Annotated in this window: 9 protein-coding genes and 1 riboswitch; of the genes, 3 read left to right on the top strand and 6 right to left on the bottom strand. The window is 45.6% G+C overall.

Annotation, left to right across the window (positions count from 1 at the left end; translation table 11 throughout):
• Positions 1-1,056, bottom strand: coding sequence for an AEC family transporter (locus KAI36_RS26130; RefSeq protein WP_023990996.1), 1,056 nt, complete (start codon positions 1,054-1,056; stop codon positions 1-3).
• Positions 1,057-1,390: 334 nt separating this feature from the next.
• On the opposite strand from KAI36_RS26130, the gene mmuM reads away from it, so the two are divergent.
• Positions 1,391-2,338, top strand: coding sequence for a homocysteine S-methyltransferase (mmuM, locus tag KAI36_RS26125; protein WP_220026416.1), 948 nt, complete (start codon positions 1,391-1,393; stop codon positions 2,336-2,338).
• Between the two features lie 179 nt (positions 2,339-2,517).
• Here the strand turns inward: mmuM and KAI36_RS26120 are convergent, their stop codons facing one another.
• The 5 genes from KAI36_RS26120 to rhaB all read right to left on the bottom strand — a co-directional run bounded on the left by KAI36_RS26120 (position 2,518) and on the right by rhaB (position 9,716).
• Complete coding sequence (locus KAI36_RS26120; RefSeq protein ID WP_220028214.1) at positions 2,518-4,836, bottom strand: GDYXXLXY domain-containing protein; 2,319 nt, start codon at positions 4,834-4,836, stop codon at positions 2,518-2,520.
• Positions 4,837-4,974: 138 nt separating this feature from the next.
• Positions 4,975-5,868 carry an AraC family transcriptional regulator gene (locus tag KAI36_RS26115; protein ID WP_104497567.1) on the bottom strand — a complete coding sequence of 298 codons (894 nt, stop codon included), beginning with the start codon at positions 5,866-5,868 and terminating at the stop codon, positions 4,975-4,977.
• Between the two features lie 199 nt (positions 5,869-6,067).
• Positions 6,068-6,913, bottom strand: a complete 846-nt coding sequence (gene rhaD / locus KAI36_RS26110) for a rhamnulose-1-phosphate aldolase (protein WP_023990992.1) — start codon at positions 6,911-6,913, stop codon at positions 6,068-6,070.
• 52 nt (positions 6,914-6,965) lie between these two features.
• On the bottom strand, positions 6,966-8,222 hold the full coding sequence (gene rhaA / locus KAI36_RS26105; RefSeq protein WP_220026415.1) for an L-rhamnose isomerase: 1,257 nt from the start codon (positions 8,220-8,222) through the stop codon (positions 6,966-6,968).
• 12 nt (positions 8,223-8,234) lie between these two features.
• Complete coding sequence (gene rhaB / locus KAI36_RS26100) at positions 8,235-9,716, bottom strand: rhamnulokinase (RefSeq protein WP_220026414.1); 1,482 nt, start codon at positions 9,714-9,716, stop codon at positions 8,235-8,237.
• 352 nt (positions 9,717-10,068) lie between these two features.
• Positions 10,069-10,172, top strand: a riboswitch (purine riboswitch).
• Between the two features lie 158 nt (positions 10,173-10,330).
• On the opposite strand from rhaB, the gene KAI36_RS26095 reads away from it, so the two are divergent.
• Both KAI36_RS26095 and KAI36_RS26090 read left to right on the top strand, forming a co-directional pair.
• Entirely contained in the window at positions 10,331-10,948 is a 618-nt protein-coding gene (locus KAI36_RS26095) for a xanthine phosphoribosyltransferase (protein WP_025720187.1), read from the top strand.
• The gene (locus KAI36_RS26090; RefSeq protein ID WP_025720185.1) at positions 10,942-12,249 is read left to right on the top strand and encodes a nucleobase:cation symporter-2 family protein; all 1,308 of its coding nucleotides are present in this window, start codon (positions 10,942-10,944) and stop codon (positions 12,247-12,249) included. Before KAI36_RS26095 ends, KAI36_RS26090 begins: the two co-directional genes overlap by 7 nt.
• Positions 12,250-13,149 lie beyond the last annotated feature (900 nt).

Below are 13,149 nucleotides of genomic sequence, written 5' to 3'. Positions count from 1 at the left end.
TTAGAAAATTCCAATTTTATCAATGACATTGAGCGTAATGATCCACACTGGAATCATGACGACAGAAGTGATAGTAGATAGAAGCGATGCATTAGAAGTTAATATGGCTTCCTTATCAAAACTGATGGCATAGGCTGCGGCTACGGTAGCTGTAGGAGTAGCCATCATAATGACAATAGTAGCTAAAGCGACAGAATCGACTGACAGAATATGAGATACAGTCAACAAAGCCAGCAAGACGATGTTAACAATAGGTACAAGCCAAACCTTAACTATGCTGTAATACCAAGAGGTCTTATCAGTAGCTGCCGACTTGAAGCTGATCTCCCCCAATGTCGAGCCAATCGATAACCAGGCTAATGGAGAAGCTAGTCCAGCTAGGTAGGTCATGGGCTTGAACAGCCAGACAGCGGTTTGATCAATTCTTAGAAAGGCGAATTGCTGAATGGCCCCATCCTCTGTAGCTACACTCATCTGTGGCAAATAACCTTGAAACAACCAAACAAACAAGCCTAGAAACGTGGCGATAACGATGGGATTCAAAAACATGGTTTTGAGATTTTTAAGCTCCATTTTCAAGCCGCTCATTTTGATATAGCCATAGGAGTATAAGAAAATGCGGTACCCTATGTTAAAAATGGAACTGTACATCACTCCGGTAGGACCGTAAATGGCTCCGACAATTGGAATTCCGAAGAAAGTAGTAGAACCGAAAATGGTTAACACACGCAAAACATCCTGTTTATCCTTGTTGTAGCTCAGGAAGAATGGTTTAGAAATAAAGATAAGAATAATATAAATTAGAATTCCCCATATTAAAACATTCATGCCTTGTTTTAACATTGTAGGATTAATATCCTGCATGAAAGAATTAAAGGCTAGTGCTGGTAGAGCCACGGTTAGAACAACCTTGGATAACATCTTTCCTACTGCTGCGTTAAAAATCCCCTTTTTGCGGCAAAAGAAACCAAGAAGAATAATAAAAACGGTGGAAGCGATAGAACTGAGAATTTTGTTATCTGTTAAGGTCGCTGTAATCATTTCTAGTAAAGACATAAATAAAACCCTCTCTTGTACCTTTTTTCACATAAATAACGATGCAGAATGTGACGATGCAATTCCCTGATCTTTTGGCCAAAGTGTTGGTTTGCACTTTTATAGTAAAATGACTTTGTGAAAAAAAGAACAATATCTAATTAATTTAACTTATGAAACTAATTTAAAAAATTTATACGTTACATCAGATGGCAAATGAAACGAGAGGGGATGTCTTCACGGAATGATTATTTCTTGGCTTTGTGAGTGCTCATCAACTTCCGTGCTATAATGTAAATCATTAAACCCCACTTGATTAGTGGGTTAAATAGAAAAGACGAGCAGGAGGGGCCGCATGAATCCGATACAACATATACTGGACGAATTTCAGCTTATCGTGCTGGACGGCGCAATGGCGACTGAGCTGGAGCGTCATGGACATGATCTTAACGATAGCTTATGGTCAGCTAAAATCCTCCATGAGCATCCGGAGTCGATCAAGCGTGTACATAGGGATTATTTTGAAGCTGGGGCAGACTGTGCGATTACTGCGAGCTATCAGGCTACCGTTGAAGGCTATGTTAAACGAGGCCTAAGCGAAAATGATGCGCTGGAACTGATTCAATCATCGGTGCGGATTGCTGTGCAGGCACGCGATGAGTTTTGGGCTGACGTGACGGCTACGGCTAGTCAGCGATATCGTCCCAAGCCGCTAGTCGCGGCCTCTGTTGGCCCTTACGGGGCGTTTTTGGCAGATGGGTCAGAGTATCGCGGCGATTACAAGCTGAGCGAGGAACAGCTAGTGGAGTTTCACAGGCCACGTATGAAAGCTCTGATCGAGGCGGGTGCAGATATTTTAGCTTGTGAAACGATACCCTGTCTGGTTGAAGCCAAGGCCATTGCCCGATTGCTGAAGGAATTCCCTGGCACGTATGCCTGGATCAGCTTTAGCGCAAAGGATGGACAGCATATCAGCAATGGTGAGTCTGCCGCTGCATGTGCTGAGTGGCTGAATGGGCATGAGCAAGTGGCTGCTGTAGGAATCAATTGCACTTTGCCGAAATTCGTTCCATCGCTTATTCACGAAATACGCAGCCACACGGATAAGCCTGTGGTGGTATATCCCAATCTGGGAGAGGAATATGATCCGGTCAGCAAGACATGGCACGGCAGCACTTGTGCAGAGACGTTTGGACAAAGTGCCCGCCAATGGTATGAAGCGGGAGCTCGTCTGATTGGCGGTTGTTGCCGGACTCAGCCGCTGGATATTGAGGAAATAGCATCATGGACGAGAGATGTATAAACGAGGATAAGCGTAGCACAGGGATAAAGGTTATCTATAAGAGGTAACTCGATGGCCCGAAAAAGAACAAGCAGGCTGAACCAAGTTGTGCTCCAGCAATGGAGCAGCTTGGTTCAGCCTGCTTGTTGTAATGATAAATCTTTTGGATCCTGCTTCGGTGACTACCTGCGCCGATCTGGTCAGCTTTCCGCTAAACGTTCCAGTAGTGCGTCTCCATTACGGCTCACCCGGATATGGGCAAAATGTGCGTTCTGTTCTACAGTACGTCCGGTTCCCTCAGGGATGAAATAATTCTCAATACCGTACAGAATACGAGAACCATACCATTGTCCATTTAGAACGACCTCATGACTGGTAAGTTTTTCACCATCTTGATATAGGCGATCCGCGACATATACTCCTTGGCTATCTGGTGTGAGAACGATTTTGACCTTGCCTCGGCTCCATTCCTCCTCCTGAAGAGGGGTCTTGGAAGGCGGGGTAGATATGTCGTAATTCAGTGCCACATAATCGCCTTGCAGCAGGGAGCGCGGGTCTATAGGAGCCAGTTTGAGCTTAATGGAAGCCCCTGTGGCGAGCAGGGTTTCACTTTTCGCCGTCTGATAGCCGATGATCCCCAGCTGTAGCACGATGACAATAGCGATGAGTAACGGGCTTAAGCGCATGAAGCTAAAGCTGCGGTGGTCGGCATCAAATGCTACTTTGCCGCTATGGGCCATTCGCCGATCCGCCCACCAGGTCAAGCCGAGTGCAATGACTCCCAGAAGCGCCAACGTAAAAGACTTATACAGTAGCGTCCACAATAAATCATAGTATTTGAAGCCGATAAAAATAAACCAGAAGACTACGCTCGTGATGGCCTCCGATTTTTGTTGCAGACGGGCAAAGGCAAAGACCATCCCGGTAACGATAACAAAATAAAAAATGTTAATGAACATGTAAGAGTGTGGAATGACATCCTCGAAAAACGTCGCCCAAAAAAGGAACAACAAGCTGAAAAATAATGAGCTATTCCGCAGATGTTCTTTTAACTCCGTCTTGAATATAAAGTAACTTACCCCATATAACACGGCATTGACGATGAAAAGAGAGAAAATGATGAACTTATAGGTCCAGTTCCCACCATCCCACTCCTGATACTGCTGAAATAAAATGGTCGCCAGATTCAGGTTTACAAAGGTGTAGGCAAAAAACAACTGCCTTTTCCCCTTGGAGCGAAACCATCCAGCGATGGAAACGATCAGAAATAATACCGAAAGCAACGTCTGATCTGACCACAGAATGGCCGCCAAGCCTGTAATATAGCTAATGGTCAGCAGTGTATAACGTATTACCGAATCCAGCTTGGATTCCGGTATGACAATCATTGAAATCATAAGCAGCAACGACACAACCAACAGTACATATTCGGTGTGGTTTACATTCGTGCTAATCATAATCAATCCGATGAGAGAAATACTACCGATCAGCACTCCAACCACTTTGATTACACGGGATACGGTTTTGCTGATCCATTCACTGCCACGTTCCTCGGGAACGGTCGTCTCAGTCTTTGATGTACTGATGTCCGTTGTCCCTGTATCAGATTTCGCGATACTTCCCTTTTCCTCATTGGATATCTCACCTGCTTCCGGCGGTGTTTTTCCCAAACGATTCAAATAACGGAAAAACCACACGTTACCCGTCAGCAGCAACGCCACAAAAATCAAACCAAAAACAAAAAACAGAGATGAGGAGTACGCCTCAGCCAGCTCTATAAATTTAAAGACGGCAAAAGCCGAGAGTGCCAATGCATTCAAGGTCAGTAGCGTTTTATTCAGCTGCACCTTGGTAAATATATAAAATCCTAAAGCGATCACAGCGATATGCGGTATATTCATGATCAGGCCATACTCATCAAATGCAAAAGAGTTGGTCATCGCCAACATGGCTATATGGAAAACCGTAAAGCTCATATATTGTAGTGGAGCAGAGTGTATACGATGAAGGAACGTCAATAAAAATAGCAGCAGATTGACTATTGCGAACATTCCGGCAATGGACAAGGATACCAGCTCGCTATAAGGCGCGCTTTGCATCGTAGGGTAAAAATAAAGCCACAAACCAAGATGAATTAGTACATAAGACAGCATATAAAAAGGATTGTAGCGAGTAATCCAGCTAAGCAGTAGAGCCGGCACCGACCAAATAAAAAACAATCCGTAGCTGTCCGCATGGGAATTGTAAATTTGACCGAGCAATGCCACGGAAACGCCAAAGGCTATACAGCCAGCCACCAAAAACATATTAGACAGAAAAGCTTGTTGGCCGGGAACAGCACGTATCCGTGCAAATACAAAAGACAAGCCATAGAACAGAACAATAAGCGCAGCAGCAAGTACAATCTTGGATGTCCGATCCAGTCCGCCCCAATTGGAGGCGAAAAAATAAATAATTGCGGCCAGTATCAGTGAGATGCCCAGCAGATAGCCCGTACGTATCGCATTGAATCGCAGCATGGATTTCACGTACCTTTCCTGTTGGTTTGATGCCTATTATAGCGTTGAAAGGGCTCAGAACCAAGTGGAAATTAGGATCAGGTCATAAAAAGAGAGCCACCGTATACTGTGGCTCTCTTTAACGTTACTGGATTCCGACTAAGCGTTGACGGTACGAATCTCTTGCCGGGACTGATGTCGGAAGCGATACTCACGCGGTGGAATCCCTGCTGTTTTCTTAAATGCCTTGGAAAAGGTGGACATATCGGTATAGCCGATGGACTGGGCTATGATCGACAAATTGTAGGTTGTCTGCTCCAGTAATCTTTTGGCTTCGTTAATCTTGAGGTTTTGCAAATACTTGGCGGGAGAGATGAGGAAGGTGGAATGGAACTTACGTGAAAAATGCGCACGATCCACACCTACATGCTCGGCAATTTGCTCAATCGTAACACGGTCACAATAATGCATTTCAATGTAATCTTTCCCCTGCTGGAGCCAATAATCAGAGCATACAAAGTTGCGCAGCACGTCAGATGTGTTGCGGGACAACTCCTCGAAGATCTGATGCAGTGTAATCAAGCGGGCCAGATCGCTACCCTGTCTGTTGTTGTCGTTTACGATGGAAAACAGGTTGGAGATAAGTTCGAGGATTTCCTCGCTCACTGCGTTAGCCATAAATGGCGTAGAGGGATTAATTCCGATCCGCTCCAGTAGCGCGAGGGACTTGGGTCCCTCAAAGGCAATCCATACCTTTTGCAACGGGTGCTCGTGATCGGTGTAATATTCATGGGCAAGATGTGGAAAAAAGCAGAATAAATCAGACTTTTGGACACGGTACTTCTGTTGCTTATAAATAAACTCAGCCTGACCTTCAAGTACAAAAATCAAATAAAAATAAGGAACAGCCTTGGGACCAACATGGCAGCTTGTTTTCGAAATATCCATACCCAGTCTGACTGGCCAAATGGCGCTGGATTTTTCTAGTTCGGTAGCTGTGAAATAATGGTCTTCCACGATGTCGAAGTGATCTTCATTTTTTGCTCTTTTCATAACTTGTCACCTCTCCTTTGGTGGAGATAAGGGAATTTTGATTTTATTGTATATAAAGGAAAGCATAATTACAAGTTAATTCATTGGAATTAAGGGTTATATAATTAAAACTAGGTATGCCAAAGGCTCCATGGCCGGTTGGAGACGAGCCATGGAGCCTTTTAAGTTCTGTATTATGAGATGAAGATTAGCCTACAATTTATACGTTCAGGATTCCTTCTTTTGGAGTAACGTTGAAGGCTTTGGCCAGATCGGCCAATTCCTGATCTGTAATCCGTTGCTGAATATCATGGTGAGCAATGAGCATATAAATTTGCGCCGCTTTTTCAATCGTTTCAATCAGGCCAAACGCTTCATCAATGGAGCTGCCCGTTCCGAAAATGCCATGATGAGGCCATAATACAGCATGATGATCCTTCATTTTTTTAGCCGTTTCGCGGCCGATTTCGCTGGAACCCGGTACCATCCAAGGGATTACACCGATACCGTCTGGAAAGACGACAATACATTCGGTACACATTTCCCACAGCGTTTTGGTGAATTGGTTTTCGTCCAAACTATGGATGAAGGTCATGGCAATAACATGGGTAGCATGATTATGAATCACAACACGATGGTTAGGATCGACCTTCAAGCGCTCAATGTGGCCCATAAAATGGGAAGGTAACTCACTGGTAGGCACTGCCCCATGTTTGAGGCCCCACAAGACTTCCAATTGCTCACCATCCTGGGAGACACGAAGGACCCCTAAGTTAGCTTCTGGATCTGCAATTACGTTTTTGAAATATTTTCCTGATCCGGTGACGATAAAATATTTACCAGCCAGTTCATTCACTGGGAAAGCAGGTTTAATCGTCCGAATGACCTGATGAATATCTATATATTTTGCAACCTCAGCTTCATCCAGAATATAGCTTACATTACCTCCATTGCGTTCATCCCAGCCGAATTTCCACATGTTTTGTGTAATTTCCGCCATCTCGCGAACAAATGGGATATCCAGTCCCGATTTGCGTTCTTTTTGATTCTCCAGCACAGTAGTCATGGATAATCTCTCCCTTTGTATGATATGAATATAAGCATTATCAGTGCAGTAGTTACCGTTTCAGCAGTACCTGTTGTTCATAGTTTTTTACTTCGGCCAGCCATTCCTCACGAACGGGAACGCCGTTTTGAGCGCAATAGTAATCCCATATGGCACCAAACGGATACGATTTAAACTCTTCGACCAGAGCAAGACGAGTGGTAAAGTCCCGTTCCTCTTCCGCCTGCTTTAATGCTTCAATCGGTTCGAGCATAGCGCGAAGCAGCGCTTTGATCGTGTTGCGTGTTCCGATGACCCATGCTGCTACATGATTGATACTTCCATCAAAGAAATCAAGACCGATATGGGTTCGGGAAAGCAATTCACCGCGAACCAGCTCACGGGCAATGTCCAGCAATTCGTCGTCCATCGTCACGACATGATCACTGTCCCAACGAACCGGTCTGCTGACATGGAGCAATAATTGGTCGGTGAACATCAGCACAGAGGACAGTTTGTTCGAAATGACTTCGGTTGGATGGAAGTGACCGGAATCAAGACAGATAGATTTACCCCGCGTTAGGGCGTAGCCCATATAGAACTCATGGGAGCCGACGACATAGCTTTCCGAGCCGATGCCGAACAGCTTGCTTTCAACCGCATCGATGTTGTATTCCTCGCTGATTTCCTCGCTGAAAATTTCGTCCAGCGCATCACGCAGACGTTCTCTTGGAGCCAACCGATCAACCGGAGTATCTTTATAGCCATCCGGCATCCAGTGGTTTGTGACACAGGGCTGACCGAGTTCTTTGCCAAAATGCTCTGCAATCCTGCGTGATTTTTTGCAGTGTGTGATCCAGAAATCACGGATTTCTGAATCCTTGTGACTCAGTGTGAAGCCGTCTTCCGCTTTGGGATGAGAGAACAAAGTTGGATTAAAATCAAGCCCGAGCCCTTGCTGTTTGGCCCAGTCTACCCAGTTCTGAAAATGGCGTGGCTCCAGTTGATCCAGATCCACTTGTTCAGTGGTGTCCGCATAGATTGCGTGCAGATTGACCTTGTGTTTACCCGGAATAAGTGATAGAGCTTTTTCTAAATCCTGACGCAACTCATGCGGCGTGCCTGCTCTGCCCGGGTAGCTGCCCGTTACGGCAATCCCCCCGCTAAGCTGTTTATCTTTGAACAGAAATCCTCGGACATCATCTCCCTGCCAGCAGTGCAGTGATATTTTGATTTGTGAAAGCTTCTGTAAAATGTCGTCAACTTGAATACCGTGGCGGGCATACAGCTTTTTCGCTTCGTTATAACTGGCTTCAATAGCTTTGTTCATGGCTTTACTCCTTTATTGAGATATCTGAATAGAGGATGTTGCTTGTATCTTGAGGCGCTCCCAGCGATCCAGGAGTTCTTGCAAGCCTTCCACCGATTTCGGCTCATATAGCCGAGTCGGAAAGGAGCGGGCGATGGTTCGGCCAGCAGCTTTGAGATCCTCAAGAACACCAGAGCTGATTAATTGCACGACAATATTGCCGATGGCCGTAGATTCGGAAGGACCTGCCTGAACCTCAATTCCCAAGAGATCGGCTGTTAGCTGACATAGTAATTCGTTGTTAGCGCCTCCGCCGACAATGTGCAATCTGGTAATCGTTTCGTCTGTTAAACGTTGCAGTTCGTGTAAGGCATCGCGGTAGCTTAAGGCCAGACTGTCAAAAATACAGCGGGCGAGTGAACCCGGCGTCCTGGGGATGGGCTGGCCTGTTTCTTCACAGAATCGCTGGATTTCAAGGGTCATACTATCCGGGTTTAAGAAGGATGACTGGTTACAGAGGACGAGACTGACAAACGGTGTCTCTGCTGAAGCCAGTTCGGCCAATTCAGCAAAGCTATGTGCGGAACCGGCCTCTCTCCTAACCTCCTGAATCATCCACAATCCCATAATATTTTTCAGAAAACGGTACGTACCGTAAGCACCCCACTCATTCGTGTAGTTCGCCTGCATGGCTGCCTTGGTATTTAAGGCCTCGGATCGTTCCATTCCTAGTAGTGACCACGTTCCGCTGCTAATAAAAGCCCAAGATTCTTCCCGCTGTGACGGAACACCTGCAACAGCCGATGCAGTATCGTGAGTAGGCGCAAGAATGATCTGACAGTCCGGAAGATCGTATTTTTGAACAAGCTCCGGCAAAAGAGAACCCAGAACCCGTCCAGGCTCGGCAAGTTCTGAAAACTGATTGCGTCGCAGTTGGAGCAGGGACAGCAGTTCTTCATCAAACTCTCGGGTGTTCACGTTGAGAAGCTGCATCGTGGACGCATTCGTCATTTCATTGATCATGATGCCTGTCAGGCGATAGTACAGATAATCGGGGACCATCAATATTTTATCCGCCTGGGCAAGCTGTTCCCGATCATGGACGAACAGTTGATACAGGGTATTAAAGTTTAGTTCCTGAATGCCTGTTTTCTCATACACAGCCTCTCGACTGATGATCTGGTGCAGCCTGTCGGGCGCATGGAGGGTACGTGCATCCCGGTAAGCGTATACCTCCTGAATGCGGTTTCCTTTCTGATCAAGCAGCACGTAATCTACAGCCCATGTATCAATGCCGAGCGTACAGGAATGAATCCCCGTCTGTTTAGCTTTTTGCAAGCCCTGAATAATCTCATTCAATAGTTCGTCGATATTCCAGTAATCGTGTCCGTTTTTTTCGGTAAAGGAGTTGTTGAAACGGTGAAGCTCTTGCAAGTGTAGCTGGTCACCTTGCAGAGTTGCACTTACGAGCCTTCCGCTTGAAGCTCCAATATCAACAGCAAGATAATTATTCATATCCAATCTCCTTGCATGGATAAAATACTGGCAGCCTGAAAGTCTGCCTTTTGTTTTCTTAACTAACTCCATACTACTTCCGTTTTTCTTTGCAGTCAACAGAAACGGAAGTATAATTTGTGGTTTTATTTTTGTTTTCTAAAATTATAATTAAAATTAAATGTTGTTTTGTATGTATTTTTGTTTTTTATCTGTTTTCTACAATCAGGATTATGCAAAGTCCTTACAATATATATACCATGAACAAAGGTCGATTTGATTTTACGATATTCCAATTGTGGAAGGTTCTCCAAATGCCGCTGTCTGTATGAAAAATAGTCTTGAAACCGCCCGCCAGAGGGTGTAGTATACAAGATATCAATTTCATATGACTCGTATAATATTGGGGATATGGCCCAAAAGTTTCTACCGGATGACCACTGTAATCGTCCGACTATGAGTGATAGCGCATCGGCTTTGGATGAATGCGGGCATTTATTTGTGCGCCAATCCGTCAGGGATTACAACCCCAAGGACAGGCTTCACTTGAGAAACAACTCAAGGGAGCCTGTCCTTTTTTTGGTTTTGGCAGGTTTTATACTATTTTAAAGTACAGAAGGAGCGATACTCGCATAATGAAAGCTTTGGAGGAACGTATTCGTCAAGAGGGACAAATTTTATCTGACACCGTATTAAAGGTAGATTCATTTTTGAATCATCAGGTAGATACAGCATTAGCATTGGAGATTGGTAAGGAGTTTGCACGCCTTTTCGGCAGTGCTCCGATCACCAAGGTGCTTACAATTGAAGCTAGTGGTATTCAATTTGCTATGGCTACTGCTATTGCCTTGGGGGTCCCGTTCATTTATGCGAAGAAAAAGAAGGCAATCACGCTGAATGAGCAGGTCTACTTCGCAGAGGTTCATTCGTTCACTCGGCAGGAAACCTATCAGGTGAGTATTTCCCAAAAATATCTCGATGCCAGCGACCATGTGCTGATCGTAGATGATTTTTTGGCTACTGGCGCAGCCTTGGTCGGACTTACGGATATTGTGAAGGAAGCAGGAGCGGAGCTGGCCGGGGTTGGCTGTGTGATTGAGAAGAGCTTCCAGGAAGGTCGTGGACTGTTGGAGCAAAGAGGCATTGCCGTACGTTCTCTTGCGCGTATCGCTTCCATGGCACCGGGCGAGGTTCATTTTATAGAGGAAGCTGGCGCGGTGATTCCTCCCGTTAAGGAGAATGTGGGATGTTAAGTAAACAAAAGTTATTCGCGCTGGGCTTCCAGCATGTCATGGCGATGTACGCTGGAGCAATTGCTGTACCTCTAATTGTAGGGGGAGCATTGCACCTGACGCCAGCCCAGATGGCTTATTTGGTGGCTGCCGATCTGTTCACTTGCGGGATTGCTACGTTATTACAGATTATGGGCACACGCTTTTTCGGTAGTAGACTGCCTGTCATTTTAGGTTGTACGTTTACGGCAGTAGGGCCCATTATCGCGATTGCTTCGACCTCAAATTTAGCGACAGCATATGGTGCCATTATTTTGTCTGGTATATTCGTGGTGTTAGCAGCACCGTTGTATGGCAAGCTGCTACGCTTTTTCCCGACGGTGGTTACGGGTTCGGTCGTTACGATTATCGGTCTATCTCTCATTCCGGTGGCGATGAACAATGTAGCAGGGGGCCAGGGCAGTTCGGACTTTGGACAGCCACGTAATTTGCTGTTGGCGTTAGTCACACTACTGGTTATTCTGCTTGTGAATCGGTTGGCAAAAGGTTTTTTGCGCTCGATTTCCGTGCTTATTGGGTTGTTCGCGGGCACAGTGGTTGCTTATGGAATGGGAATGGTGCATTTTGCTCCCGTGGCGGAGGCCTCATGGGTGAGTGTTGCGCAGCCGTTTTATTTTGGTAAGCCAGAGTTTAGCATTATGGCAGTTTGTACGATGATTATCGTCAATATTGTCAGTATGGTTGAGTCTACTGGCGTTTATTTGGCAGTAGGCAAAGCGATTGATCAGAAGGTGGAGCAGAAGCAGATCGTCAATGGTCTGCGTTCCGAAGGACTTGCGATTATGCTTGGGGGTATTTTTAACGCGTTTCCTTATACAGCTTTCTCACAAAATGTTGGTTTGATTTCACTCACACGTGTCAAATCGCGGAACGTTATTTTTGCTGCGGGCGGTATCATGGTTGTTCTTGGTTTGCTTCCTAAGCTGGCTGCCTTAACGACAGTGATTCCTAACGCTGTGCTGGGCGGAGCGATGATCGTCATGTTCGGCTCGGTCGCTGCATCAGGCATGTCTATTCTGTCAGAAGTGGATCTGCGGAAGGAAAGCAATCTGCTGATCGCAGCATGCAGTATTGCCGTGGGCCTAGGCTCTGCCGTTCTGCCACAAATGTTCGACCAGCTGCCGAGCTTTGCCAAAATGCTGTTGCAAAATGGTATCGTCTCGGGCTCGATTACAGCGATTGTCTTGAACATCGTTTTGACGAGAAAACAGGGCGAATCGGTCAAAAGCGTGACGGTTCAGGAGGTTCCACAGAAGGTTTGATGATTAGGAATAAATAAAGATAGCCGGAGAGAGAGGACGTATGCCTCTTTTCCGGCTTTTTGGCATGGAATTATCCAGAACTAGTTATTTATTAAGCAGCATGAAGTTATTGATGAAACCCTCTTCCTGTATAAAGATCGGGGTTTGGATTTTCGAAGTAAAGTCATAATAGTACACGCCGCGTCCTTCCTCCTGATTTTTCTGAGAGGCGCTGCCTAAATAGTAGATACCCTTTTGCCGTCTGGGGACATATAGATATTGGCCCTGTCCGACTGTGCAGTGGCGCTAAAGTTAACTCTTAAGTTGATTTATTTACTAGAGGAATTTGCTAGAGTAGTGGGCGAGGTCGTGGTATAATTTACCTTATGGATTTTGAATAGTGGTGGATGTTTTCGGACCACGGTGCAGCTTCCCGAAAGGGGGTGAAGCCGATGGTCACACTTGTGTCGTGCTACGATGTGTTGCGTTGGGTGGTTACGTTACTAAGTCTGGTGTTTAGTATTCGTAAACTTTATCGCTGGCTACGTCGAAAATTTCGGAACAAGCGAAAACCCACCGCGTAATTAGGTTGGCCCCTAACGGTGGGTTTCGTTTGCATTAACATTTAGTTATGCAGCGCGCCGTGGTGGTGATCCACAGCCTTTCAAGTCCTAGAGTCTTTGCCGTTGGCGCGGCGAAGACTCTTTTTAGTATACGGACACGATGATTATCTCTATACCTAATTTTAGCACGTTCATTTCGTGCACGCAATGAATAGACATCACCTTTATTCTCGCCACATCATTCAAATTTAAAATATTGTGCAGCATTTATTGACAAGCCTGTGACAACAAAATAAGATCGTAATTGAAAGAAATAAAGGAAGAAAACAGGTGTGAGCCGGACGACTCTATGTACGGG

The organism is Paenibacillus sp. S02 (genome assembly GCF_019454065.1).
GTDB classification, from domain to species: Bacteria; Bacillota; Bacilli; order Paenibacillales; family Paenibacillaceae; genus Paenibacillus; species Paenibacillus polymyxa_B.
The sequence above is the reverse complement of the archived record's forward strand: the minus strand, read 5'-3'. Positions and strand labels throughout refer to the sequence as shown.